Annotated in this window: 22 protein-coding genes and 1 tRNA gene; 4 read left to right on the top strand and 19 right to left on the bottom strand. The window is 71.7% G+C overall.

The features are described 5' to 3' along the window. Nucleotides 1-13: 13 nt before the first annotated feature. Genes ACYVKF_RS04635 through ACYVKF_RS04625 form a run of 3 tightly spaced genes read right to left on the bottom strand, consistent with a single transcriptional unit; the run spans nucleotide 14 to nucleotide 2929 of the window. Nucleotides 14-1297 carry a serine hydroxymethyltransferase gene (locus ACYVKF_RS04635; protein WP_460965175.1) on the bottom strand — a complete coding sequence of 428 codons (1284 nt, stop codon included), beginning with the start codon at nucleotides 1295-1297 and terminating at the stop codon, nucleotides 14-16. Continuing rightward, a complete protein-coding gene (locus tag ACYVKF_RS04630) occupies nucleotides 1294-2205 on the bottom strand; it encodes an L-threonylcarbamoyladenylate synthase (RefSeq protein WP_460965173.1) in 912 nt (303 codons plus the stop codon). Before ACYVKF_RS04630 ends, ACYVKF_RS04635 begins: the two co-directional genes overlap by 4 nt. Nucleotides 2206-2251: 46 nt before the next feature. After that, nucleotides 2252-2929, bottom strand: coding sequence for an NADPH-dependent F420 reductase (locus tag ACYVKF_RS04625; RefSeq protein WP_460965171.1), 678 nt, complete (start codon nucleotides 2927-2929; stop codon nucleotides 2252-2254). 119 nt (nucleotides 2930-3048) lie between these two features. Between ACYVKF_RS04625 and ACYVKF_RS04620 the strand changes: the two genes are divergently transcribed. Beyond that, nucleotides 3049-3696: a TetR/AcrR family transcriptional regulator gene (locus ACYVKF_RS04620; protein WP_460965169.1), complete on the top strand. Its 648-nt coding sequence runs from the start codon at nucleotides 3049-3051 to the stop codon at nucleotides 3694-3696. A 19-nt stretch (nucleotides 3697-3715) separates the two neighbouring features. Here the strand turns inward: ACYVKF_RS04620 and prmC are convergent, their stop codons facing one another. The 14 genes from prmC to ACYVKF_RS04550 all read right to left on the bottom strand — a co-directional run bounded on the left by prmC (nucleotide 3716) and on the right by ACYVKF_RS04550 (nucleotide 20936). Next, the gene (gene prmC, locus ACYVKF_RS04615; protein ID WP_460965167.1) at nucleotides 3716-4585 is read right to left on the bottom strand and encodes a peptide chain release factor N(5)-glutamine methyltransferase; all 870 of its coding nucleotides are present in this window, start codon (nucleotides 4583-4585) and stop codon (nucleotides 3716-3718) included. Continuing rightward, nucleotides 4582-5676 carry a peptide chain release factor 1 gene (gene prfA, locus ACYVKF_RS04610; protein WP_460965165.1) on the bottom strand — a complete coding sequence of 365 codons (1095 nt, stop codon included), beginning with the start codon at nucleotides 5674-5676 and terminating at the stop codon, nucleotides 4582-4584. Before prfA ends, prmC begins: the two co-directional genes overlap by 4 nt. 130 nt (nucleotides 5677-5806) lie before the next feature. Beyond that, nucleotides 5807-6031, bottom strand: a complete 225-nt coding sequence (gene rpmE, locus ACYVKF_RS04605; protein WP_056918258.1) for a 50S ribosomal protein L31 — start codon at nucleotides 6029-6031, stop codon at nucleotides 5807-5809. Between the two features lie 101 nt (nucleotides 6032-6132). Continuing rightward, nucleotides 6133-8304, bottom strand: a complete 2172-nt coding sequence (locus tag ACYVKF_RS04600) for a sensor histidine kinase (RefSeq protein ID WP_460965163.1) — start codon at nucleotides 8302-8304, stop codon at nucleotides 6133-6135. After that, nucleotides 8301-9743, bottom strand: coding sequence for a glycosyltransferase family 2 protein (locus ACYVKF_RS04595; protein WP_056915267.1), 1443 nt, complete (start codon nucleotides 9741-9743; stop codon nucleotides 8301-8303). The genes ACYVKF_RS04600 and ACYVKF_RS04595 overlap by 4 nt, the downstream gene beginning before the upstream one ends. Next, the gene (locus tag ACYVKF_RS04590; RefSeq protein WP_056918261.1) at nucleotides 9740-10783 is read right to left on the bottom strand and encodes a HEAT repeat domain-containing protein; all 1044 of its coding nucleotides are present in this window, start codon (nucleotides 10781-10783) and stop codon (nucleotides 9740-9742) included. Before ACYVKF_RS04590 ends, ACYVKF_RS04595 begins: the two co-directional genes overlap by 4 nt. Further along, the gene (locus ACYVKF_RS04585; protein WP_056915269.1) at nucleotides 10780-11157 is read right to left on the bottom strand and encodes a response regulator transcription factor; all 378 of its coding nucleotides are present in this window, start codon (nucleotides 11155-11157) and stop codon (nucleotides 10780-10782) included. The genes ACYVKF_RS04590 and ACYVKF_RS04585 overlap by 4 nt, the downstream gene beginning before the upstream one ends. Nucleotides 11158-11451: 294 nt before the next feature. After that, nucleotides 11452-13581, bottom strand: coding sequence for a transcription termination factor Rho (gene rho, locus ACYVKF_RS04580; protein WP_460965537.1), 2130 nt, complete (start codon nucleotides 13579-13581; stop codon nucleotides 11452-11454). 312 nt (nucleotides 13582-13893) lie between these two features. Beyond that, on the bottom strand, nucleotides 13894-14832 hold the full coding sequence (gene thrB, locus ACYVKF_RS04575; RefSeq protein ID WP_460965160.1) for a homoserine kinase: 939 nt from the start codon (nucleotides 14830-14832) through the stop codon (nucleotides 13894-13896). After that, nucleotides 14832-15917: a threonine synthase gene (gene thrC / locus ACYVKF_RS04570; protein WP_056915271.1), complete on the bottom strand. Its 1086-nt coding sequence runs from the start codon at nucleotides 15915-15917 to the stop codon at nucleotides 14832-14834. Before thrC ends, thrB begins: the two co-directional genes overlap by 1 nt. Continuing rightward, the gene (locus tag ACYVKF_RS04565) at nucleotides 15917-17266 is read right to left on the bottom strand and encodes a homoserine dehydrogenase (RefSeq protein ID WP_460965157.1); all 1350 of its coding nucleotides are present in this window, start codon (nucleotides 17264-17266) and stop codon (nucleotides 15917-15919) included. The genes thrC and ACYVKF_RS04565 overlap by 1 nt, the downstream gene beginning before the upstream one ends. Before the next feature lie 132 nt (nucleotides 17267-17398). Next, nucleotides 17399-18835: a diaminopimelate decarboxylase gene (gene lysA, locus ACYVKF_RS04560; RefSeq protein ID WP_056918263.1), complete on the bottom strand. Its 1437-nt coding sequence runs from the start codon at nucleotides 18833-18835 to the stop codon at nucleotides 17399-17401. 3 nt (nucleotides 18836-18838) lie between these two features. Beyond that, entirely contained in the window at nucleotides 18839-20485 is a 1647-nt protein-coding gene (argS, locus tag ACYVKF_RS04555) for an arginine--tRNA ligase (RefSeq protein ID WP_460965155.1), read from the bottom strand. 34 nt (nucleotides 20486-20519) lie between these two features. After that, nucleotides 20520-20936 (bottom strand): response regulator, encoded by a 417-nt coding sequence (locus tag ACYVKF_RS04550; RefSeq protein ID WP_082552858.1) that lies wholly within the window; start codon nucleotides 20934-20936, stop codon nucleotides 20520-20522. 57 nt (nucleotides 20937-20993) lie between these two features. On the opposite strand from ACYVKF_RS04550, the gene ACYVKF_RS04545 reads away from it, so the two are divergent. Next, nucleotides 20994-21068: transfer RNA gene (locus ACYVKF_RS04545), tRNA-Arg, on the top strand. A 77-nt stretch (nucleotides 21069-21145) separates the two neighbouring features. Here the strand turns inward: ACYVKF_RS04545 and ACYVKF_RS04540 are convergent. Together ACYVKF_RS04540 and ACYVKF_RS04535 are read right to left on the bottom strand one after the other, a co-directional pair. Next, nucleotides 21146-22180 carry a hemolysin family protein gene (locus tag ACYVKF_RS04540; protein ID WP_460965152.1) on the bottom strand — a complete coding sequence of 345 codons (1035 nt, stop codon included), beginning with the start codon at nucleotides 22178-22180 and terminating at the stop codon, nucleotides 21146-21148. Next, a complete protein-coding gene (locus tag ACYVKF_RS04535; RefSeq protein WP_082580604.1) occupies nucleotides 22177-23613 on the bottom strand; it encodes a hemolysin family protein in 1437 nt (478 codons plus the stop codon). The genes ACYVKF_RS04540 and ACYVKF_RS04535 overlap by 4 nt, the downstream gene beginning before the upstream one ends. Before the next feature lie 130 nt (nucleotides 23614-23743). Here ACYVKF_RS04535 and ACYVKF_RS04530 point away from each other — a divergent pair, with 130 nt between their 5' ends. Together ACYVKF_RS04530 and ACYVKF_RS04525 are read left to right on the top strand one after the other, a co-directional pair. Beyond that, entirely contained in the window at nucleotides 23744-24733 is a 990-nt protein-coding gene (locus ACYVKF_RS04530) for an ABC transporter ATP-binding protein (RefSeq protein ID WP_056918266.1), read from the top strand. After that, on the top strand, nucleotides 24730-25536 hold the full coding sequence (locus ACYVKF_RS04525; RefSeq protein ID WP_056918267.1) for an ABC transporter permease: 807 nt from the start codon (nucleotides 24730-24732) through the stop codon (nucleotides 25534-25536). Before ACYVKF_RS04530 ends, ACYVKF_RS04525 begins: the two co-directional genes overlap by 4 nt. Nucleotides 25537-25709 lie beyond the last annotated feature (173 nt).

The raw sequence follows: 25709 nt of genomic DNA, 5'->3' as shown, positions 1-25709 counted from the left end.
GGTGGGTCGGGACTCAGCCTCGAGGGTATGCCGGGAAGCGGGTCACGAGGTCGCTCACCCCGGCACGGACCTCCTTGGAGACCGCGTGGTCCGGGTCGGCGTCGCCCTCGACGACGGCCTTCGCGATGAGGTCGGCGATCGTGCGCATCTCGTCGGTGCCCATGCCCTGGGTCGTGACGCAGGGCGTGCCCACGCGGATGCCGCTGGCGATGTTCGGCTTCTGGGGGTCGAACGGGATGGCGTTCTTGTTGAGCACGATGCCCGCTGCGTCGGAGCGGGCCTCGGCATCGGCGCCGGTGACACCCACGCCCTGCAGGTCGTGGAGCGACAGGTGGGTGTCGGTCCCGCCGGTGGTCGGGCGGATCCCCTTCTCGCCCAACGACGTCGCGAGGACCTTGGCGTTCTCGATGACCTGCTTGGCGTACGCCTGGTACTCCGGCGTCGCGCACTCCTTGAAGTTCACGGCCTTGGCCGCGATGGTGTGCATCTGCGGGCCACCCTGCATCATCGGGAACACGGCCTTGTCGAGCTTCGCCTGGTGCTCGGCCTTGCAGACGAGGGCGCCGGAGCGCGGGCCGCGCAGGACCTTGTGGGTCGTGAAGGTGACGACGTCGGCGTACGGGACGGGGCTCGGGATGGCCTTGCCGGCGACGAGGCCGATGAAGTGCGCCGCGTCGACCCAGAAGATCGCGCCGATCTCGTCGGCCAGCCGGCGGAAGAACTCGAAGTCGATGAGGCGCGGGATGGCGGAGCCGCCGGCGAGGATCACCTTGGGGCGGTGCTCCTTGGCCAGGCGCTCGACCTCGGCGTAGTCGATGTCCTCGGTCTCGCGGTCGACGCCGTAGTGCACCGCGTTGAACCACTTGCCGGAGAAGGAGACCTTGGTGCCGTGGGTCAGGTGGCCACCCATGGGCAGCGCCATCGCGAGGATGGTGTCACCGGGCGACATGAACGCCCCGTAGACCGCCTGGTTGGCGCTGGCGCCCGAGTGAGGCTGGACGTTCGCGTGGTCGGCGTCGAACAGCGCCTTGCACCGGTCGATGGCCAGGGTCTCGGCCTTGTCCACCTCGGAGCAGCCGCCGTAGTAGCGACGCCCGGGGTACCCCTCGGCGTACTTGTTGGACAGCGTGGAGCCGAGGGCGGTGAGCACCTCGGGGCTGGACATGTTCTCCGACGCGATGAGCTGCAGGCCGCCGCGGATGCGGTCGAGCTCGGAGACGAGCACCCCCGCGATCTCCGGGTCGAAGGACTCCAGGGCCCCGAAGTCGGAGCCGTAGAAGGTGTCGCTCTGGGTCATCGGGTCTCTCCTGGGTGGTCGGCAGCGGTGCGTTCGGCGGTCGGATCCGCCGGCAACTCTAGGCCCTGCGTCGGTTCGGTCGGGGAAGGATCCGTCGCCGGCCCGGGGTCGCGCGCCGGCTCCGGGGCGTCCCCCGGCTCGGGGTCGCTCAGCGGTTCCGGGACGCGCAACGGCTGCGGTTCGTCGACCGCCACCGGCGTCGCCTCGGCGTCCGCCTCGACGACGTTGTCGGCGTCGTTGTCGGCGTCGTTGTCGGCGTCGGCGTCCTCCGGCTCGGCCGGTCGCAGCGCTGCGTCGATCTGCTGCTGGGTGATGGCCCCGGCCCGCAGCATCTCGGGCTCCGCACCGGTGCAGTCGATGATCGTCGAGACCTCGTTGCTCGACGTGGGTCCGGCGTCGAGGTAGACGGCCACGGCCGCCCCGAGCTGCGCCGCGGCGTCGGTGGCCGTGGTGGCCGGGGGCTGGCCGGTGAGGTTGGCGCTCGTGACCGCCATCGGGCCGACCTCGCTGAGCAGGGCGAGGGCCGTCTCGTCCTGGGGCATCCGCACGGCGACCGTGCCGTTGGTGTCACCCAGGTCCCACATGAGCGAGGACTGGGCCTTGAACACGAGGGTGAGGGGCCCGGGCCAGAACTCGCGGATCAGGTCGCGGGCCCAGGACGGGATGTCGGTGGCCAGGCCGTCGACGGTGCGGATGCTCGGCACCAGGACCGGCGGCGGCATCTCTCGGCCACGACCCTTGGCGGCGAGGACGGACGCCACGGCCTCCGGCGAGAACGCGTCGGCACCGATGCCGTAGACGGTGTCGGTCGGGAGGACCACGACGCCTCCGTCCCGGACGACCTCGACGGCTGCCGCGATCCCCTCGGCGCGCCCGGACTCGGTGGTGCAGTCGTACACAGGGCTCATGGACGCCAGCGTAGTTGTGCTCCCCGGGTGCGGACGCGCCGGTCGCTCAGCGGACGATCTTGAAGTTGAACATGCCGGTGCCGAGCGCGCCCATGAGCCGCAGCCAGACCGGGAGGAGCATCTCGGTGCCCCGAGCGGTGGAGATGTCGCCGAGGTCGATGACGTCGGTGTGCCCGAAGCTCTCGAGCAGCTCGGCCACGACGGCCTTGGCGTCCTGGTCGTCGCCCGAGAGGAACACCGAGGACTCCGCACCGAGCGACGCGGGGCGGACCATGAGCTCGGCCGTCAGCGTGTTGAGGGACTTCACGACGCGGGCCTGCGGGAACTCGCGCTGGATCTGCTCCCCGAGGCTGTCGGTGTCCTTGACGAACAGGGTGGGAGGGAAGCCCTGGGAGAAGTCGAGCGGGTTGCTGATGTCGAGGACGACCTTGCCGGCGAGCGCCTCGGCACCGGCAGCCTGCAGCGCCGGGATGGCGGCGGACCCTCCGGTGGCGTTGACGACGACGTCCGCGCCGACGACCGCGTCCGCGAAGGGCGCGAGGGTGACCTGCGGGTGCTCGGTGGCCCAGGCGGCATACGGGAGGTTGCCCATGCCGTCGGGCTCGGTCCGCGCGAGGGTGGCCTGCGGGTCGCGGGTGCCGGTGACGACGTCGTGGCCCAGCTCGGACAGGCGCCCCGCGAGGGCCTGGCCGACCGTGCCGGTTCCGAGGACGGCGATCTTCATGGTGTGCTCCTGGGTCGAATGAGTAGACAGATCTGTCTACCGATGCACGGAACGTAGCAGACAGATCTGTCTACTGCCAAGGTATGCTGCTCGCACGCCCTTCCGAGGAGGCCCACCCCGTGCCCACCCCCAGCTCCTCCCCCGCGGCAGCGACGGAGACCGACGCGTCGGAGACCGACGCGGGCACCGCCCGTGCCACCGGTGCGCGGCCCAGCCCTGCCCGCGAGCGCATCCTGGAGACCGCCTTCGCGCTCTTCTACGCCAGGGGGATCCGCGCGGTCGGGGTGGACCTGATCATCGCCGAGTCGGGGGTGGCGAAGGCGACCTTCTACAAGCACTTCCCCGCCAAGGACGACCTCGTGCTGGCCTACCTCGACAAGGTCGACGGCGTCTGGTCCGGTCAGCTCCACGCGGCCGCGCAGGCCGCCGGCCCCGCCCCGGCCGACCAGCTCGTCGGGCTGTTCGACGCGCTGCAGAACGCCTGCCGCCGGGACGGCTACCGCGGGTGCGGCTTCATCAACGCCGCCGCCGAGTCGCAGCCGGGCACCCCGGTCCACGAGCGCACCGTGGCCCACAAGGCCTCGGTCCTCAGCTGGGTCGAGGACCTCGCCCGCCGGGCCGGGGCGCGCGACGCCACCACCCTGGCCCGGTCGTTGACGCTCCTGCTCGACGGCGGCCTGGCCAGCGGGACCCTCGACGCGGCGCCCGAGGCGCCCCGGGCCGCCAAGGAGGCGGCCGGCGCGCTCGTCGCGGCCTCGCTCGCCTGAGGGCGCGCGGCGACCGACGTCAGCGCCGGACCGCGACCGTGGCCCGCGGGCGACCGGTGAGGTCCACCTCGTCGCGGACCTCGCTCCACCGACCGCTGCGGCGCAACCCCGCAGGCAATGACTCGCCCTGGCTGTCGGCGTGCTCCATGACCAGGACACCGCCCGCCCGCAGCAGGTCGGCGGCCCGTGCCGCGACCGCGAGCGGGATCGCCAGGCCGTCCTCGCTGCCGCCGTACAGCGCGAGCTCCGGGTCGTGGTCGCGGACCTCGGGGTCCAGCGGCACCATGCCGACCGGGATGTAGGGCGGATTCGACACGACGACGTCGACGGTCCCGTCGAGCTCGGGGAACGCCGTCGTCGCGTCACCGTGCACGAGGGTGACAGGGAGCCCGGAGTCGACGACGTTGCGCGCCGCCCAGGCGTGCGCGTCCTCGCCCAGCTCCACGGCATACACGGTCGCCGACGGGACCTCGTCGGCGACGGCGAGCGCGATCGCCCCCGAACCCGTGCAGAGGTCGACCACGACCGGTGCGCCGTCGACGGCCAGCGCGGCGTCGATCGCGAGCCCGGCGACCACCTCGGTCTCGGGCCGCGGCGTGAACACGCCCGGTCCCACCGACAGCTCGAGGCGGCGGAAGGCCGCTCGCCCCGTCAGGTGCTGCAGGGGCACCCGGTCGGCCCGGTGCTCGACCAGCCGTGCGTAGGCCGCGGGGTCGGGAGCTGCGGCACCCACCAGCATGGCGGTGCGCAGCTCGCCCACCGGGCGCCGGAGCACGTGCGCGGCCAGCGCGAGGGCATCGTTCTCCGGGGAGGGCACGCCGGCCTCCGCGAGCCTGGCTGCGGCCGCCCGGACCGCTGCCCGCAGGCCGCCGCCGGGCTGGTCGGTCACTTCACCGAGCCTGAGGACGCCTCGGCGACCGCTGCCATGCGGGCCGCCTCGTCCGCGTCGACCGCCGACTGGACGACGGCGTCGAGCTCACCGTCGAGGACCGTGTCGAGGTTGTAGGACTTGAACCCGGTGCGGTGGTCGGAGAGGCGGTTCTCCGGGTAGTTGTAGGTGCGGATGCGCTCGCTGCGGTCGACGGTGCGGATCTGGCTCCGACGCGCGGCGCTGGCCTCGGCGTCCGCGGCATCCTGGGCGAGCTGGTGCAGGCGGGCCCGCAGGACGCGCATCGCCGACTCCTTGTTCTGGAGCTGGCTCTTCTCGTTCTGGCAGGAGACGACGGTGCCGGTCGGCAGGTGCGTGATGCGCACGGCCGAGTCGGTGGTGTTGACCGACTGCCCGCCGGGGCCGGAGCTGCGGTAGACGTCGATCTTGAGGTCGTTCGTGTCGATGACGACCTCGACCTCCTCCGCCTCCGGCATGACGAGGACGCCGGCGGCCGAGGTGTGGATGCGACCCTGGCTCTCGGTGACCGGGACGCGCTGCACCCGGTGGACCCCGCCCTCGTACTTGAGGCGTGCCCACGGGGCGTCACCCGGCTCGGGCGTCCCCTTGGCCTTGACGGCCATCCGGACGTCCTTGTACCCGCCGAGGTCGGACTCGGTGGCGTCGATCAGCTCGGTCTTCCAGCCACGGCGCTCGGCGTAGCGCAGGTACATCCGCAGCAGGTCGCCCGCGAACAGCGCGGACTCCTCGCCACCCTCCCCCGCCTTCACCTCGAGGATCACGTCACGGTCGTCGTCGGGGTCGCGGGGCACCAGCAGGCGGCGCAGCTTGTCCTCCGCGGCCTCGAGGGTCGCTTCCAGGGACGGCACCTCGGCTGCGAACTCGGCGTCCTCCTTGGCCATCTCGCGGGCGGCGGCCAGGTCATCGGTCGCCGCGTGCCACGCGTGGTAGGCCGCGACGGTGGGTCCCAGCGCGGCATACCGCTTGTTCAACCGGCGGACGAGGTCCTGGTCCCCGAAGACCTCGGGGTCGGCCAGCTGCTGCTCGAGGTCGGCGTGCTCCTGGACGAGGGCTGCGGCAGACTCCAACATGACGGCTCCTGGGTCGGGCGTGGGTCGGGAGTGGGTGGTTCTCGGCGCGGGGTGGTTCTCGGCGCGGGGTGGCAGGTAAAGCAATGCGCCGGCCCTGACCACGAGGGTCAGGACCGGCGCATCGGGAAAGCTACTTGCTCTCGGCCACGGCCTTCTTGCCGTAGCGGGCCTCGAAGCGGGCCACGCGACCACCGGTGTCGAGGATCTTCTGCTTGCCCGTGTAGAACGGGTGGCACTGCGAGCACACCTCGGCGCGGATCTGGCCGGAGGTGGCGGTGCTCTTGGTCGTGAACGTGCTGCCACAGGTGCAGGTCACCGTGGTGTCGACGTACTCGGGGTGGATGTCCTTCTTCACTTCGCGCTCCTTGAGTCATGAGACCGGGTCGGCCGGGCGGAATGCCCTGGCTGCCGTGAACCGGTCAGCGGTCAAGTGTGCCAGACAGCGGCGCACATCTCCTAAACGGCAGAGGCCTGCTGCTCATTCCCCGAGGCAGGTCCGGGAGGGGTCGCGGTGACGGGGACCGAAGCAGGCGCGGAGACCGGCGCCGGCGGCGCCATCCGGCGGGGCGGGGCGGGCTTGCCCAGCAGCGGGAGGGTGATGGTCATCGTCGTCCCCACCCCCTCGGTCGACTCGAAGCCCAGTGTGCCCGCGTGCCCCTCGACGATCGCCCGGACGATGGCCAGCCCGAGACCGGTCCCGGGGATCGCCTGCGCGTTGGCGTTCGAGGCCCGGAAGAAGCGGTCGAACAGCCGGGCCTGGTCCTTGGCCGGGATGCCGATGCCCGTGTCGGCCACGCTGATCTGCACCTCCCGGCCCACGGCCCGGGTGGTGATGGTGGCGACGCCACCGGCGGGCGTGAACTTCACCGCGTTGGAGCCGAGGTTGATCAGGGCGCGCTCGAGCTGGATGCGGTCGACGTGCACCTCGAGGCAGGGGTCGACGTCGTCGACGACGAGGCGCACCGACCCGCGGGCCGCGACCGGCTGCAGCATCTCGGTGACCCCCCGGACCACGTCGCTGACGAGCACGTCCTCGGGGTCGGACTCCAGGCCCGAGGCCTCGATCTTGTTCAGGACCAGCAGGTCCTCGATCAGCCCGCGCAGGCGGGACGCGTTGCGGCCGATGACCCGCAGGGCCGACTGCTGGGAGGGCTCGAGGCCGCCGTAGTCACCGTCCTCGAGCAGCTCGAGGTACCCGCTGATGGACGTCAGGGGCGTCCTCAGCTCGTGGCTCACGGTGGCCATGAAGTCGGTCTTCTGGCGGTCGAGCTCGGTGAGCCGGCGGACCTGCTCGAGCTGCATCTCGTTGAGGCGCAGCTGGGCGATCGTCTGGGCCAGGTAGCCGGCGCACTGCTGGACGGCCTGGATCTCGAAGCGCCGCCAGCGCCGGTAGATGTCCACCGTCATCAGGGCCAGCACACCGAGCCCGCGCTCCCCCACGCCGACCGGCACCATGACGAGGGAGCGGGCCCCGGTCGCCCGGTGGAACGCCGCCGCCCGTTCGTCGCGGGCGACCTCGGGGTCGAGCAGGTCGCGGATGACGAAGACCGACCCCTCGCGGCGCAGCTCGCGGTTCACGTCGGGGACGCTGCCGGCCAGGGACGGCGGCAGGGGCGGCAGTGGCGGCAGGTCGTCGCGGTGCCACTGGACGCGTTCGTCGACCCCGCCCTCGCCGTCGCCCAGGGTGTAGAGGAGCACCCGGTCGGCGCGCATCTCGGTGCCCAGGTGGGAGCAGACCAGTCGCAGCACCTCCTCGATGTCCTCGGCGCTGCGGACCATCTGGGCGACGTCCAGCACCAGCTCGTGCATGCGCAGGACCTGGGCCTGCTCCTCCAGCAGCGCCCGGTTGGTCGTCGTCAGGTCGTTGAAGTCGTCGGCGAGTGCCCGGATCTCGGCCGCCCCCGCCCTGCCGTCGGCCATGGCGAGCACATCACCGGCGCGCTGGCGGCCGACCACACCGCGCAGCCGGACGATGGGACGCGACAGCGAACCCTCGATCGTGCGCCACATCAGGTACGCCCCCACCACCGACAGCACGGTGAGCAGCAGCATGAGGGCGAGCAGGCGGTTGAACGCGCCGGCGATGCGTTCGCGCGTCTGCGCACGCTGGTCGCCGAGCTGGGACTGGAGGGTGGCCGACACGGCGCGGAACGCGTCGAACCGCTGGTCCGCACCCGCCAGGAGCGCGGTCCTCGCGGCGGCGTCGGTTCCCGTCGCGGGCTGGTCGATCCAGTCGAACCAGGCCTGGGCGGCCGTCTCCTGGTCGCGGCTCAGCTGGAGGTACCGCGTGCGGTCGCTGCGTGGGAGCACGTCGCGGGACAGGGCCGCCTGCTGGCGGTCGACGAGCTGCTCGATCGTGGTGAGGGCGGCACGGACCTCGGCGGCCTCGTCGTTCGAGGTCCCAGCCACCTGCCGGATCCACGCCGTGTTGGCGTCCGTCATCGTCTGGCGCACGGCGTTCGTCGCATCGATGGCCGGCGACAACGCCTGGCTGGAGCGCGCCGTGTCCAGCGAGTTGGAGCGCACGGTCAGCAGGGCGGCGCCGGCGACGACGGGGACGATGCAGAGCATGGTGATGACGAGGAGGCGCAGCTGGGCCGAGACCGACCACTGCGCCGGACGGCTCAAGGCTGGACCTCGTCGAAGCCGGTCCGCGTCATGACGCCCCACACCTGCTTCTTCCCGCGCAGGCTCGCCCACCAACCCGACAGGCGCCAGAAGACCGTGAGCTGCCGGTACCCGAAGTTCTCCAGGACCGCCGCTGCCAACGTGGTGAGCAGGTCGCGCCAGCGGGTGTAGCGGTGGAAGGCCCACTCCTCGACCGACATCGCGGCCAGGGTGACGAGGATCGCGAGGCCGTAGGCGAGGAGCATGAACAGGATCGCGTAGGGGACGTTGACGATCCCCAGCGCCAGTCCGAGGACGACGACGATGATCCCGAAGGCCTCGAGCAGCGGGGCGAACAGCTCGAACAACCAGTAGTACGGCAGGGCGAGGGCCCCGAGGCGTCCGTAGCGACGGCGGAACATCATCCCGCGGTAGGCCCAGAGGGTCTCCCACAGGCCCCGGTGCCATCGCCGCCGCTGCCGACCCAGCACCGCGAAGCTCGACGGCACCTCGGTCCAGCAGACCGGCTCCGGGACGAACTCGACGCGGTAGTCCCGCTTCGTGTCGATCATGTGGCGGTGGATGTGCAGCATCAGCTCGAAGTCCTCGCCGATGCTGTCGGGGTCCAGTCCCCCGACCTCGACGACGACGTCGCGCCGGAACATGCCGAACGCGCCGCTGATGAGGATGAGCATCCCCAGGCGCGACCAGCCCGTGCGCCCGATGAGGAACGCCCGCAGGTACTCCACGACCTGGATCCGGGCCAGCCACGGCTTGGGCATGGCCAGCCGCACGAGACGGCCGGACACGACCCGGCTGCCGTTGACCGCGCGGATGGTGCCACCCGTGGCGACCATGCGGGTGGGGTCGTCGGTGAAGGGCTTGCTGACACGCAGGAGGGCGTCGGGCTCCAGGATCGAGTCGGCGTCGATGACGGCCACCAGCGGCTCGATCGCCGCGTTGATGCCGGCGTTGATGGCCTCGGACCGCCCCGAGTTCGTCTTGCGCACGACCACGAGCCGGGTGTGCCCGTCCCGGGGCACGTGCACCTCGGTGATCTGGGCCCGCAGTGGGATGTCGCGCGGGACCTCACGGGGGATCTCCACGAGGTCGAAGGCCTCGCGCAGCAGCGGGAAGGTGTTGTCGGTGCTGCCGTCGTCGACGATGACGACCTCGTGGCGCGGGTAGCGCAGGGAAAGCATCGCCTTGGTCGACGTCACGACGCCGACCTCCTCGTTGTAGGTCGGGACGATGACCGAGACCCCGAGGGCGAGCTCACCACCGAGGGTGTCCACCGAGGCGTCGCGCATGCGCAGGTACCGGCGGAACTGCAGGGCCGCCGTGCCGATGAGCACGAGGAAGGACAGATTGATCAGCGTGAAGTAGACGAGGATCGGGATGGCGGTGACGTCGTAGAGCCACTGAACGACCGACCGGAGGCCGTCGAGGAACCCGTTCACGAACGGCCCGCCTTGAGCCCCGCGAGGACGAGGGCGGTGCCGGCAGCAGGCTCGGCGCGACGGGCCTCGAGGGTCTCCATGCCGGGCGCCCCGAGCTCGACGAGGGCGTGCGCCGCGAGCTCGGCCAGCCGGGTGTCGGTGTCGTCCAGCAGGCCCACGAGGGTGGGCAGGGCGTTGGCGGCGCCGATCCGACCGAGGGCGCGGACGCAGGCCCGGCGCAGGTCGGTGGCGACACCGACGGCCGTGTGCCGCGCGAGGAGGTCGACCTCGGAGTCGCGACCGATGAGCCCGAGGGCCTCGGCCGACTCGACGCGCACGGTCAGGTCCGGGTCGGAGCCGACGAGCTCACGCAGCTCGGGGAGGGCCTGGACGAAGGTACCGACGCCCGCGACGTGGGCCGCGACCATCCGGGTGCGCGGCGCGGGGTTCCGCATGGCGGCCCGCAGCACGGGGACGATCTCCACCCCCATCTCGAGCAGCGCGTCGGCGGCGAGGCCGGCGGGGATGCCCTCACCCACCCCCACGGACCGCAGCAGGGGCGCGGCGAGCCACGGGTCGGCGAGGTAGGACGCGGCATACGCGGCACTGGCGCGCACCTCGGACGCCTCGTCCTCGAGCGCCTCGGAGATCAGGGGGGTGGAGTCGGCGACGCGCGCGAGGCCGAGCAGCTGCACGGCGTGGGCGCGGCGGACCGGCGAGCGGTGCGAGGCGTCGGCCTTGGCGCGCTCGAGCGCGCCGTGGTCCTCGAGGACGGCGACGAGCTGGGTGGCTGGTTCGCCGCGGACCTTGGCCAGGAGGCGGACGGCCGCCTCGTCGATGGCGTCCGCGGTCTCACCACGAGCGCCACGCAGCACGGCGAGGCCCTCGGGCTCACCCGCGGCGAGCTCGATGAGGGCTCCACGGACGGGCGACAGGGCGATGGCCGTACGGTTCTCCCGCGTCAGCCGCACCACCTTCGAGACGATGACGCTGAGCGCGAGCCCCACGCAGGCGACGAGGACCAGGAACTCGATGCCGAGGAGGAGCTGGCGGGTGGTCACCGCGCTCGGGAGAGCATGCCGTTCACCCGGTGCAGGAGCTCCCGTGGGCTGAACGGCTTGATCACGTAGTCGTCCGCACCCACCGCGAAGCCGGTGTCGACGTCGCTGTCGCGCGACTTCGCACTGAGCAGCAGGACCGGCACCGCGCCGTTCTCGCTGTCGCGGATCTTGCGCAGGACGTCGATGCCGGACAGGCCGGGCATCATGACGTCGAGGATGACGAGCGCCGGGCGCTGTGCCTGGAACGACTCCCAGGCAGCCAGTCCGTCACCCACGGCCTCGACGGCGTACCCCGACTGCGTGAGCTTGAACTCCACGAGGTCACGGATGTCCGGGTCGTCGTCAGCAATGAGTACACGGGCCCCATCGGGCATTGCCGCCACGGCTAGTCCTTTCGCCATTCCTGGATCACTACGTTGCATTACATCAAATGTATGGGGTACGGACCCCAACGGCTCGCGTCGGCGGGCATCCATGGGCCTGCCATGGCAAATACGGCCGAACGGCTTACTCGGCGCCTCCATCAACCAGAGAAATCGCCGGGTACGCGGAATGAATGAGGGGCCCTTCATGACCCGTGACGCGCTCCACCGGCGACGACGGAGCCCGGCACCACCTCGGTGCCGGGCTCCACACGCTGCGGCCCCAGGGGCCGTGACCGACAGGCGTCAGGCGTTCTCGTCGTCCTGCGGCTTGAGCGAGGAGTTCTGCTGGACCTGCATGAGGAACTCGACGTTGCTCTTGGTCTTCTTGAGCCGGTCGATGAGGAGCTCGATCCCCTGCTGCTGGTCGAGCGCTGCGAGCACCCGTCGCAGCTTCCACATGATCTTGAGCTCCTCCCCGGACAGGAGGATCTCCTCCTTGCGGGTGCCGGAGTTGTTGATGTCGACCGCGGGGAAGATCCGGCGGTTGGCCAGCCCCCGGTCGAGCTTGAGCTCCATGTTGCCGGTGCCCTTGAACTCCTCGAAGATCACCTCGTCCATGCGCGACCCGGTCTCCACCAGCGCCGTCGCGAGGATCGTCAGCGAACCGCCGTCCTCGATGTTGCGGGCGGCGCCGAAGAACTTCTTCGGCGGGTACAGCGCGGCGCTGTCCACACCACCGGACAGGATGCGTCCGCTCGCCGGGGCCGCGAGGTTGTACGCGCGACCCAGCTTGGTGATGGAGTCGAGCAGCACGACCACGTCGTGGCCCATCTCGACCAACCGCTTGGCGCGCTCGATGGCCAGCTCGGCCACCGTGGTGTGGTCCTCCGCGGGACGGTCGAAGGTCGAGGAGATGACCTCACCCTTCACCGCGCGCTGCATGTCGGTGACCTCCTCGGGACGCTCGTCCACGAGGACGACCATGAGGTGGCACTCGGGGTTGTTCGTCGTGATGGCGTTGGCGATGGCCTGCATGACCATCGTCTTGCCGGCCTTGGCCGGGGCCACGATGAGACCGCGCTGGCCCTTGCCGATCGGGGCGACGAGGTCGATGACCCGCGTGGTGAGCAGGCCGGCCTCGGTCTCCAGGCGCAGGCGCTCCTGCGGGTACAGCGGCGTGAGCTTGCCGAACTCGACCCGCTTGCGGGCCTCGTCGGGGGTCATGCCGTTGACCGTGTCGAGGCGGACCAGCGCGTTGAACTTCTGGCGCTGGTTCTGCTGCTGCTCCTCGGTCTGCGCCTTCACCGCACCGGTGACGGCGTCGCCCTTGCGCATGCCGTTCTTCTTCACCGCGCCCAGCGGGACGTAGACGTCGTTGGACCCGGGCAGGTAGCCCGAGGTGCGCACGAAGGCGTAGTTCTCCAGGACGTCGAGGATGCCCGCGACGGGGATCAGGACGTCGTCCTCGGCCACCTGCGGCTCCGACTCGTAGTCGTTGCCGTAGGGGCGGTCGGTGCGGGTGCGCTTGTCACGGTTGCGGCTGCGGTTGCGGTTGCGGCGGCGCCCACGGCCCTCGCCGTCGTCGTCGCCGTACCCGCCCTGGTTCTGGCCGCCCTGAGCGCCTTGGTTCTGACCACCCTGGTTCTGGTCGCCCTGCTGCTGGGTGCGGGTGTTCTGCCGGTCACCCTGCTGCCGGTCACCCTGCTGCCGGTCACCCTGCTGGCGGTCGTCGCGGTCCTGCTGGCGCTCGCCCCGGTCCTGGCGGTCGCCCCGGTCCTGGCGGTCGTCGCGGTCCTGCTGGCGCTCGCCCCGGTCCTGGCGATCGGCCCGGTCGGCACGGTCTGCATGATCGGCCCGGTAGGCCTGGCGCTCGGCGCGGTCGGCGCGCTGCTGCTGGCGGTCCGTGCGCTCGGGCCGGTCCTCGCGGTCCTGCTGCCGGTCGGTCGCGGCCCGGTCGGAGCCGGCACGCTCGGCGGCGCTGCGCTCCGAGGCGGCACGGTCGGAGCCGGAACGCTCGGTCGCCTGCTCGGTCTGCGGGCGCTCGGCACGGCGCTCCGCCGCACGGGCAGAACGCTCCGAACGCGCCTGCTGGCGTGCGGCGCGAGCCTGCTCCGCCTCGGCGCGCGGGGACTCAGTGCGCGGGGACTCGGCACCCAGGGAATCGCCCCCCGCGGCGTCGGCACGCGAGGAGTCGGCACGCTGCGCCTGACCCCGGGTGTCCTCACGGCGCGCGTCGGCCCGTGGGGCCTCGGTCACGGCGGCGGCGGCCGACGCGGTGTCCGCGGCCGGGCGCTCGGCACCGCTGTCGCGGCGCGGCGCGGTGCCACCGGACTGACGGTCCTTGATCGCGGCGACGAGGTCGCCCTTGCGCATCTTCGCGGTCCCGGCGATGCCCATGCTCGCGGCGAGGCCCTGGAGCTCCGCCACCTTCATGGTGCTCAGGGCACCGGAACGGCGCGGCTTCTCGTCCTGCGCGGGCGCAGTGCCGAGAGTGGTGGTGTCTGTCACGAAGGATCCTTCCCCCTCGTATGCGGCCGGGTTCAGATCCCGAGCCGGTGCTTGGGTCGGCAGTGGGCCGACCAGTGGAGCCACATGCAGCACGGTGAGGCCAAGGCAGCGAACGCTGCCGTCATGTGGAGGGTGCGACCCGAACGGTGGTCCGCGAAGAGGCGGCATCGGCGGCGGGTGCGTGCTCAATGTAACACCGTTGGCCGGTCAGGAAGTCCAGCCTGTCCAGATTGTCGGTCAGGGTGTCAGGGCCCTGACCTGCGCTCCTTCGTCCGGCACGCCGGGGTCGAGGAGCTGCCAGGCCCCGTCGACCAGAGGAGCGACCCCGTCCACCGCGTCGACCGTGGACAGCACCAGGACGGAGGGCCCGGCACCCGAGATCACCGCGGCGTGCCCTGCGGCCCGGAGGCTGTCGACGAGCTCCATCGAGCCGCCGAACGACTCGCGCCGCGCCTCCTGGTGGAGCCATTCCCTCGTCCCCGCCAGCAGGTGCTCCGGGTGCGCGGTGAGAGCCTGCACCAGCAGGGCCGACCGGGCGGAGTTGAGGGCCGCGTCGCCGTGCCGCACGTGGGTCGGCAGCACCGAGCGGGCCTTGGCGGTGGAGAGCTGGGTCGCCGGCACCAGCACCCGGATCCGCACGTCGGGGTGCAGGGACAACCGCACGGTGTGCGTGACGTCGCCGTCGCCGTCCGACCACGACAGGGTCAGGCCGCCGTAGACGGACGCGGACGAGTTGTCCGGGTGCCCTTCCAGACGAGCCGCCAGGGTGTTGGTGAAGGCTAGGTCGAGGGAATCGGTGAGCTCGCGGCATACGTCGTGCAGGCCTTGTGCCGCAACGATTCCCGTGACGATGGCCGTCGCCGACGAGCCCAGGCCACGGCCGTGGGGCACCTCGTTGCGGCAGGCCAGGTGAAGCCCGGCCGGGGCGTCCACGCCGAGCTCCTCCCAGGCGCGCAGCATCGACCGGTGGACCAGGTGGGTGGCGTCGCGCGGGACGTCGGCGGACCCCTCCCCCTCCACGTCGATCCGCAGGCCCGCCTCCTCGGTCACCGTCGCGACGCAGGAGTCCCACAGGCCGAGGGCCAGCCCCACGGAGTCGAACCCCGGCCCGAGGTTCGCGCTGCTCGCCGGGACCCGCACCTCGACTGCCGCCCCGGGCGTCAGGGCAGCCCCCATCAGCCGTCCAGCCCCAGCGCCTGGGCGGCGGTGAACGCGTCCACGGACACCCGCGTCGGGGTGACGTCGGAACCGTCGGCGTTGCGCAGCGCCCACTGCGGGTCCTTGAGCCCGTGACCCGTCACGGTGCAGACGATGGTCGCCCCGGCCGGCACCTGTCCGGCCTCGGCGGCCTGCAGCAGCCCCGCGACGGACGCGGCGGACCCGGGCTCGACGAAGATGCCCTCCTCCGCGGACAGCACCCGATGGGCGTGCAGGATCTGCGTGTCGGTGACCGACTCGATCCGGCCGCCGGAGTCGTCGCGCGCCTGTTCGGCCTGCTTCCACGACGCGGGGTTGCCGATCCGGATCGCGGTCGCGATCGTGTCCGGCTCGTCGACCGGGTGGCCCAGGACGATGGGGGCGGCGCCGGCGGCCTGGAAGCCCCACATCTGCGGCAGCCTTCTCGCCGGACCGGGCTGCTCGGACCCGCGGTGGTACTCCCGGTAGCCCTTCCAGTAGGCCGTGATGTTGCCGGCGTTGCCCACGGGCAGGCAGTGGATGTCGGGGGCGTCCCCGAGGGCGTCGACGACCTCGAACGACGCCGTCTTCTGGCCCTCGATGCGCGCCGGGTTGACGGAGTTCACCAGCTCGACCGGGTACGCCTCGGCCAGCTTGCGGGCCAACGTCAGGCAGTCGTCGAAGTTGCCGTCGACCTGCAGCAGCGTCGCCCCGTGGGCGATTGCCTGGCTGAGCTTGCCCATCGCGATCTTGCCGTCGGGCACGAGGACCGCACACGTCATACCGGCCTTGGTCGCATAGGCGGCCGCGCTGGCACTGGTGTTGCCCGTGGACGCGCAGATCACGGCCTTGGCACCGTTGCGAGCCGCGACCGAGATCGCCGCCGTCATGCCGCGGTCCTTGAACGAACCGGTGGGGTTGAGGCCCTCGTACTTCACGAAGACGTTCGCGCCGGTGAGCGAGGACAGGTGCTCGGCCGGGATGAGCGGCGTGCCACCCTCCTGCAGCGTGATGACCGGGGCACCGGCCAGCGTCGGCAGGCGGTCGGCGTACTCGCGGATGACGCCCTTCCACATCGTCGGCATCAGGCTCCCTCCACCCTCATCACGGACGTGACCTCGTGCACCGTGTCGAGCGCGGCGAGCGCCTCGACGGTGGCGGACAGCGCGGCGTCGGGGGCGGTGTGGGTCACCACGACGAGGCTGGCGCGGGTCTCCCCGCCCTCCTCGTCGACGACCACCTTCTGGCGGACGGTCTCGATCGACACGTCGTGCGCCGCGAACGCCGTGGCCACCTGGGCGAGGACGCCGGGACGGTCGGCCACGGCGAGGCTGATGTGGTACCTCGTCAGGGCCTGACCCATCGTGAGGACGGGCAGGTCCGCGTAGGCGGACTCCCCCGGACCTCGTCCGCCACCGACGCGGTGCCGGGCCACGGCGACGACGTCACCGAGGACGGCGCTCGCGGTCGGGTCACCACCGGCGCCCTTGCCGTAGAACATCAGCTGCCCGGCGGCGTCCGCCTCGACGAACACCGCGTTGAAGGCGTCGCGCACCCCGCCGAGCGGGTGCGACCGGGGGATCATCGCCGGGTGCACCCGGACGCTGACGCCGGGCGCCAGCTCCCCGTCCTCACCCGCGACCTCGGTGCGCTCGCAGATCGCGAGGAGCTTGACGACACAGTCCATCTCGCGTGCGGCCTGCACGTCGGCCGCACTCACCTCGGTGATGCCCTCGCGGTAGACCTGGTCGCTCGAGACCCGCGTGTGGAAGGCGAGCGAGGCGAGGATCGCGGCCTTGGCCGCCGCGTCGAACCCCTCGACGTCCGCGGTCGGGTCGGCCTCGGCGTACCCGAGGGCCTGCGCTTGCTCGACCGCCTCGGCGAACCCCTGACCGGTGCTGTCCATCTTGTCGAGGACGTAGTTGGTGGTGCCGTTGACGATGCCGAGCACCTTGCGCACGTCGTCGCCCGCGAGGGACTCCCGGATCGGCCGCAGGATCGGTATGGCGCCCGCGACGGCGGCCTCGTAGTACAGGTCCACGCCGTGCTGGGCGGCCGAGGCGTAGAGGCCCGGGCCGGCCTCGGCGAGCAGGGCCTTGTTGGCGGAGACCACGGACGCGCCGTGGGCCATCGCCTTCTCGATCAGGCCACGGGCCGGCTCGATGCCGCCGATGACCTCGATGACGATGTCGGCCCGGGTGACGAGCTCGTCGGCGTCGGTCGTGAAGAGCGCGGGGTCCACGGGCAGGTCGGAGCGGTCCCGACCGGCGCGGCGCACCGCGATGCCGACGAGCTGGAGCGGGCGACCCACCCGGGCCGCGAGGTCGTCGGCGTGCTCGGTGAGCAGGCGGGCCACGGACGACCCGACCACGCCACACCCGAGCAGGGCGACCCGCAGGGGCTCCCCTGCCGTCACCTTATGGCTGTCACTCACGACGTGCTCCTCAGCGCCCCTGGGGGCTTGGTTGCGGTCCGGCCATCGTGCCGTGTGACCACGTTGTGGACGCTCATTGTTCCGTCATCCGGACGTCTTCGCGCAACGTGCCGGTCCCGCCGCCAGATCTCCTCAGCCCACATCGAGCGCCAGCAGATCCTCCACGGTCTCGCGCCGCACGAGGACCCGCGCCCGTCCGTCGCGGACGGCCACGACCGGCGGCCGGGGCGTGTGGTTGTACTGGCTGGCCATGCTGCGGCAGTACGCGCCGGTCCCCGGGACGGCGACGAGGTCGCCGGCCGTGATGTCGTCCGGGAGGTACTCGTCCATGACGACGATGTCACCGCTCTCGCAGTGCCTGCCGACCACCCTCGCCAGCCGCGGCCCGGCCTCGGACCGGCGGCTGGCCAGCGTGCACGAGTAGTCGGCGTCGTAGAGGGCGGTGCGGATGTTGTCGCTCATGCCGCCGTCGACCGAGACGTACGTGCGCGTGAGGCCCCCGCCGAGGTCGACGTCCTTGACCGTCCCCACCTCGTACAGGGTGAAGGTGCTCGGGCCGGCGATCGCCCGGCCGGGCTCGATCGAGATCTTCGGCGCGGGGACGTCGGGGCTCCCGTCGCCGACCGTCTTGAGCTCACGGGCCACGAGGTCGGCCATCTGCTCGCCGAGCTCGCGCGGCTGCAGCGGCGTGTGCTCCGACGTGTAGGCGATGCCGTAGCCGCCACCGAGGTCGAGCTCGGGCATGTGCACCCCGTGGACCCGCGCCACCTCGGCGTGCAGGCCGATGAGCCGTCGGGCCGACACCTCGAAGCCGCTGGTGTCGAAGATCTGGCTGCCGATGTGCGAGTGCAGGCCGAGCAGGTCGAGGGTCCCGTCGTGCTCCAGGATCCGGGCGACGGCCTCCGCGGCCCGGCCGCCGGCCAGCGAGAACCCGAACTTCTGGTCCTCGTGGGCCGTGGCGATGAACTCGTGCGTGTGCGCCTCGACGCCGACCGTCACACGCACCATGACCGGCGCGCGGACCTCCAGCTCGGTCGCCACGGCGGCGACGCGCTCGATCTCCTCGAACGAGTCCACGACGATCCGCCCGACGCCGTACTCCAGCGCCTGTCGGATCTCGGCGAGCGACTTGTTGTTGCCGTGCAGGCCGATCCGCTCCGCCGGGAACCCGGCGCGCTGCGCGACCGCGAGCTCGCCGCCGGAGCAGACGTCGAGGCAAAGCCCCTCGTCCGCCACCCAGCGCGCGACCTCGGTGCACAGGAACGCCTTGCCGGCGTAGTAGACGTCGACCCCGCCGAGCTCGGCGAACGGCTCGGCGAACTCGTCACGGAACGCCCGCGCCCGCGCGCGGAAGTCCTCCTCGTCGAGCACGTATGCCGCGGTGCCGAACTCGCGAGCGATGCTCACCACGTCGAGCCCACCGACCGTCAGCCGGCCCTGCTCGTCGCGGGCCACCGTCTGCGGCCACAGCTGGGGCATGAGCTCGTTGACGTCGCCCGGGGTGGGCAACCAGTGCGGCGGACCGCCGTACCCCTCGGCGTGGAGGGCACCAGCCTCGTGAGCGCGCATGGGCTACATCCTGTCTGGTGCGGAGACTCCCAGCAGCGCCAGTCCGTTGGCCAAGACCTGGCGGGTCGCGTCGTTGAGCCACAGCCGGCTGCGGTGCAGGTCCGTGACCTCCTCGTCGGCGGTCATCGGCCGCACGCGGCAGGTGTCGTACCACTTGTGGAAGTGGCCGGCGAGGTCCTCGAGGTAGCGCGCGACGCGGTGCGGCTCACGCAGGTGGGCCGCCTGCGCCACGACCCGCGGGAAGTCCCCGAGGATGGCCAGCAGCGAGGCCTCGGTCGGGTCGGACAGCAGCGACGGGTCGAAGCCGTCCGCACGTGACACCCCGTCCTCCCCCGCGAGCCGCGCCACGTTCGAGGTCCGCGCGTGGGCGTACTGGACGTAGAAGACCGGGTTGTCGTTGGTCTGCTTGCGCAGCTCCTCGCCGTCGAGCGACAGCGGGCTGTCGGCCGGGTAGCGGGCCAGCGAGTACCGGATCGAGTCGGTGCCGATCCAGTTGATGAGGTCGCGCAGCTCGATGATGTTGCCCGCCCGCTTGGAGAGCTTCGCGCCACCGAGGTTGACCAGCTGACCGATCTGGACCTCGATGTTGTGCTCGGGGTCGTCGCCCGCGCAGGCCGCGATCGCCTTGAGCCGGTTGATGTAGCCGTGGTGGTCGGCACCGAGGAGGTAGATCTTCTCGTCGAAGCCGCGGTCCTTCTTGGACAGGTAGTACGCCGCGTCCGCCGCGAAGTACGTCGGCTCGCCGTTCGCGCGGATCAGCACGCGGTCGCGGTCGTCGGTGAAGTCGGTCGTGCGCAGCCAGACGGCGCCCCCCTCGTCGAAGACGTGGCCCTGCGCGCGCAGCCGGTCGACCGCCTGGGTGACCGCACCGGACGCGTGCAGCTGCTCCTCGGAGAACCACACGTCGAAGTGCACGCCGAAGTCGGCGAGCGTGTCCTTGATGTCCTTGAGCTGCGCGGCGTACGCGAGCGAGCGCGCCTCGGCCAGCTGCTCGTCGGCAGGCAGGTCGAGCAGGTCCGGGCGGGCGGCGAGGGCCTGGGCGGCGAGGTCGTCGACGTAGGCACCCGGGTAGCCGCCTTCGGGGGTGGGCTCACCCTTGGCGCTGGCCAGCACCGACGCCGCGAACTTGTCCATCTGGGCGCCGGCGTCGTTGATGTAGTACTCGGTCGTCACGTCGGCCCCGGACGCCTTGAGAAGTCGGCTCATGGCGTCGCCGAGCGCCGCCCAACGGGTGTGGCCGAGGTGCAGCGGCCCGGTCGGGTTGGCCGAGATGAACTCGAGGTTGATGACGTGCCCGGCCTCGGAGTCGTTGCGGCCGTAGGCCTCCCCCGCCTCCACGATGCTGCGGGCCAGCTCACCGGCCGACGCCGCGTCGAGGGTGATGTTGAGGAACCCCGGCCCGGCGATGTCGACCGCCTTGACCCCGTCGACCCGGCCCAGGCGGTCGGCGAGCAGCGCCGCGACGTCGCGCGGCGGCATACCCGCGAGCTTGGCCAGCTGGAGCGCGACGTTGGTGGACCAGTCGCCGTGGTCGCGGTTCCTCGGTCGCTCCACCCGGACCTCCGCGGGCACGTCCACGGCGAGGTCGCCTGCGGCGACGGCGTCGGTCAGGGCGGTGCGGATGGCAGCAGAGAGCTGTTCGGGAGTCACCGGGCAAGTCTAGGGCTGGCCCGCAGGTGCCCGGTCACGGCGCCGGGGTATGGCTGCGACCCTCCGCCATGAAGCCGTCCACGAGGGAGATGAGGTACTCCGGGTCGAACGGCTTGGCGACGAACGCGTCGAGCCCGGAGGCCGTCGCCTGGGTGCGGTCGTGCTGCTGCACCGACGCGGTGACCATGAGCACCGGGATGTCCCTGAACCGGGCGTCACCGCGGATCTGCGCGATGGTCCACCAGCCGTCACGCGGCACCATGTGGGCGTCGAGCGTGATCACCCCGGGGAGGGGCTGTCCCTCGTCGGCACGCTCGCCCAGCCGGGCCAGCAGCTGGGCGCCGTCGGTGACCTCCTCCACGTCGTACCCCTCGAGCTCGAGGTTGAGGCGGATGAGGCGTCGGATCGGCTCGGTGTCGTCGCACACCATGACCAGTCCCCCGCGTTCCATGAGGGCCACCCTAGGCTGCTACCCTCACCGGGCGCGCCTTTCACGGGGCGTGGTTCGGCCCCCGTAGCTCAGGGGATAGAGCACCGCCCTCCGGAGGCGGGAGCGCAGGTTCGAATCCTGCCGGGGGCACCAATCGGCCGAGTGCGACGCACTCGGCCTTTTTGGTGCCCGATCGACGGGCGGGTGGTCAGCGGGTGGTCAGCGGGTGGTCAGCGCTGGGAGGCGTCGGCGACCTCGCCGACGAGCTCCTCGATGACGTCCTCGAGGAAGACGACCCCGATGTCGACGCCGTCGGTGTCCACGACCCGGGCCAGGTGGGCACCCGTGCGCTGCATCGTCCGCAGCACCTCCTCGACCTCGTCGGCGGACTGGACGGTCGCGAGCTTGCGGACCCGCTTCACCGGGACCGCGATGGAGCGCTCGGTGTCGTCGGCGTACAGGACGTCCTTGAGGTGGAGGTACCCCGCGAGGCCGCCGTTGCGGTCGACCATCGGGTAGCGCGAGAAACCCCGCTTGGCGACCAGCCGCTCGACGTCGTCCGGGGTGGCGGTCAGCGGGAGGGTCACCAGCTGGGCGAGGGGGACGGCGACGTCGACGGCGTCCTTGTCGCTGAACTCCAGGGCCGCACCGACCAGCCCGTGCTGCCCCTCCTCGATGAGCCCCTCGTGGTGGCTCTCGGCGAGGATGTGCTCGACCTCCTCGACGGTGAACGTGGAGGCGATCTCGTCCTTGGGCTCCACCCCGAACAGCCGCACGAGCGACTTGGCGAGCCGTTCCATGACGGAGATGACCGGCCGCAGCACCCGGGTGATGAACAGCAGGGCCGGGACGAGCACCAGCGCCGAGCGCTCGGGTCCCGCGAGCGCAAGGTTCTTGGGGATCATCTCGCCGACGACGACGTGCAGGTACACGACGATGAGCAGCGCGAGCGCGAGGGCGCCGCCGTCGGCCACCCCGGCGGGGAGCCCGAGGTGCTCGACGACCGGTTCGAGGGCGTGGTGCAGGGCCGCCTCGGAGACGGCACCGAGCAGCACCGAGCAGACGGTGATGCCGAGCTGGGCGCACGCGAGCAGCGACCCCATCTGCTCGAGCGCGTCGAGGCAGGTCTGTGCCCGCCGCGACCCGGCTGCGGCGAGGGGCTCGAGGGTGGAGCGGCGCGCGGCCATCGCCGCGAACTCCGCCCCCACGAAGAAGGCGTTGAGCAGGAGCAGCAGGACCGTCACCCAGACGGCGCCGGCGCTCATCGCGGCTCCTCCGTATGGCGCGGGCCGGGTTGGGCGGCAGCGCCTCCCGGGGCGGGCGACGGGTCCGGCGGTGTCCCGGTGCCGTCGGCACCTCCAGCGGTGGGTCCGGTCGCGCCGACGCCCTCGACCACGGCCTCGGGGTCCTCGGCACGGAAGCGCAGCCGGTCGGCCCGCATCCCGTCCATCGCGAGGACGGTGATCTCCCAGCCGGGGATCTCGACGCGGTCCCCCACGACGGGGATGCGGCCCAGCTCGGCCATGACGAACCCCCCGGTCGTCTCGTACGCCGGGCCGTCGGGCACCCCGGCGCCGAGGCGGTCACGCACCTCGTCCGGTCGCCACAGTCCGGGCACGGTCCACGATCCATCGGTGAGCTCGCGGCCGGTCGTCCGGAAGACGTCGTGCTCGTCGGACACCTCGCCCACGATCTCCTCGACGACATCCTCCAGGGTGACGATGCCGGCCGTGCCGCCGTACTCGTCGACGACGATGGCCAGCTGCAGCCCGTGCTCGCGGAGCATGAGCAGCAGCGGGTCGAGGCGGATGGTCTCGGGGACCAGCAGGGGCGGGACCATCAGGGCCGACACGGGGACGTCGTGCCGGCGTTCGTGGGGGACGGCGATGGCGCGCTTGACGTGGACGACACCGTCGATGTCGTCCCAGTCCTCCCCCGTCACCGGGAAGCGCGAGTGGCCGGTGCGCCGTGCGAGGCGCACGACGTCGTCGGCGGTCGCAGTGCGCTCGATCGACGTGGACCTGGCCCGGGGGCTCATCACGTCGGCCGCGGTCTGCTCACCGAACCCCAACGAGCGTGCGACCAGGCGGGCGGTGCCCTCGTCGAGCGTGCCCGCCTCGGCGGACCGCCGGACCAGGGAGGTGAGCTCCTGCGGCGTGCGGGCGCCGGACAGCTCCTCCTGCGGGGTGATGCCGAGGGCGCGCAGGAACAGGTTGGCCGAGCCGTTGAGGACGACGATCAACGGGCGCGAGACGACCGCGAACATCCGCACCGGTCGAGCGACGACCTTGGCCGTCCGCAGGGGGGCGGAGATGCCCAGGAACTGCGGCAGCAGCTCCCCGAACACCATCGAGAACAGGGTGGCGACCACCAGGGCCAGCCCGGCGGCCACCGAGTCCAGCGTCCCCCCGGAGAGGCCGGCGGCCCCCAGCGGGGTCTCGAGCAGCCGCCCGATCGAGGGGGTGGCGATGAACCCGAGGATGAGCGTCGTCAGCGTGATGCCGACCTGCGCGGCAGACAGCTGGGTGGACAGGCGGCGCAGCGAGGCCAGCACGGGCTCCGCCCCGGTGTCCCCGCCGTCGATGGCCTTCTGGACGGTCGGGCGGTCCAGCGCGACGAGGGAGAACTCGGTCGCCACGAACACGGCGGTCCCCGCAGTCAGTCCCACGCCTGCAAGGACCAGTAACCATTCGGTCATAGTGCAGGCCATCCTAGGGTCGCCTGCTCCCCCAGGCCGACTCCGACGACGCGCGCGGGATCAAACCCCGTTGACCCTCACCCCACGTGAGTTGGGAGGATGGCGCCATGTCCATGAGCCCGGGGGAACGATGACCACCCAGACCACCAGCCCACCCAGGACGCCTCGAGAGGGCGCTCGCATCGAGGTCCGCGACCTCACCAAGCGCTTCGGCAGCTTCACCGCCGTCGACCATCTGTCCTTCACCGTCGAGCCGGGTCGGATCACCGGCTTCCTCGGCCCCAACGGAGCCGGCAAGACCACGACGCTCCGGATGCTGCTCGGCCTGATCGCCCCCTCCAGCGGGACGGCCACCATCGGCGGACAGGTGTACCGCGACATCCCGTCCCCGATGTCCACCGTCGGCTCCGCACTGGAGGCGACCAACTTCCACCCCGGCCGCACGGGCCGCGACCACCTGCGGGTGCTCGGCGACACCATGGGGGTCGGCAGTGCCCGCGTCGACGAGATGCTCGAGCTCGTGGGCATCCCCGCGGCGGCCCGCAAGCGCGCGGGCGGCTACTCCATGGGCATGAGGCAGCGCCTCGGCCTCGCAGCGGCCATGCTCGGCGACCCGCAGGTGCTCATCCTCGACGAGCCGGCCAACGGCCTGGACCCCGAGGGCATCCGCTGGTTGCGCGGCTTCCTGCGCCACCTGTCCGGCCAGGGGAAGACCGTGCTGATCTCCAGCCACATGCTCCAGGAGGTCGAGCAGACCGTCGACGACGTCGTCATCATCACGAACGGCCAGCTGGTCAAGCAGGGCACGATGGCCGACCTGCACGGCAGTGGCGGTGCCATCGTGCGCACCAGTGACGCAGACGCCCTCGCGGGTGCGCTCCGCGTCGCCGACGTGACCAGCACGCCGGCGGACGGCGCCCTGCGCGTCGAGACGTCGGACCTGCGGCTCATCGGCGACGTGGCCCTGCGCGCGGGACTTCCCGTCTACGAGCTGCGCACTGCCACGACCGACCTCGAGGACGTCTTCTTCCAGCTCACCGAAGGCACCAACCGCAACCTCGGAAAGGCGGCCTCCCCCGAACAGGACGCCGTCACCGGACAGGAAGGGGCGAACGCATGACCGCCGCAGTCCGCGCAGAGTTCCGCAAGTTCTTCACGACCCGGTTGTGGTGGGGCATGGCCATCGCCATCCTCGTCGCCGGCGCCGGCCTGGCCGTGCTCTTCGGCTTCCTCCTCACGCAGGCACCCGATCCCACGGGCAGCAACGACGGCGCTCCCACGGGTACACCCGAGCAGATCGCGAACAGTGTCTACACCAGCGGCCTGCAGGTCGGTTACCTGCTGCTGCTGGTCATCGGGGTCATGCAGATCGGGTCCGAGTACCGGCACAAGACGATCACGAGCACCCTCCTGAGCGTGCCCAAGCGGGTGCGCGTGATGGGCGCCAAGGTCATCGCCCTGCTGGGCATCGGCGCCATCTACGGCCTGATCTCCCTCGTCGCCTCAGTGGTGGCCGGCGCCATCGTCCTGAACGCCCGGGGTTTCGAGGCGTTCCCCAGCTCAGGGGTATTCCGAACCCTCGCGCTCAGCCTGCTCGTGCTGGGGCTCTGGGCCCTCATCGGTCTGGGCGCGGGCATCCTCATCCCCAACCAGGTCGCCGCTCTGCTCATCTCCGTGGGCGTCGCCTGGATCGTCGAGCCCATCGCCGGTGTGCTCCTCGGGCTCTGGGACTGGGGCCGCGAGCACATCGTCGAGTACCTGCCCACCGCCGCCTCGCAGGCCATCATCAACGGCGTCACCCAGGGGGGCCCGAACGCCGCACCTCGCCTCGAGTGGTGGGCGGCTGCCCTCGTGCTCGCCGCGTATGCGGCGGTGCTGGCGGGACTGGGTTCCCTGCGGACCATCCGCAGCGACATCAGCTGACACGGGCGCGTCCGCAACCCGCTCGTGGGGCCGGTTTCCGTCAGGGAGCCGGCCCCGCGGCATACCCGCAGGTCGGACGGGGTGCACGCAGTGACCCGGATCGCGTCCGAATCGGGTCAACCCGCGTGCCCCTGAGCACGCGGACGGGGATAGGCTGGGTGCACCCATTGCCC

The sequence above is a fragment of the Pedococcus soli genome (assembly GCF_054782575.1).
The sequence above is the reverse complement of the archived record's forward strand: the minus strand, read 5'-3'. Positions and strand labels throughout refer to the sequence as shown.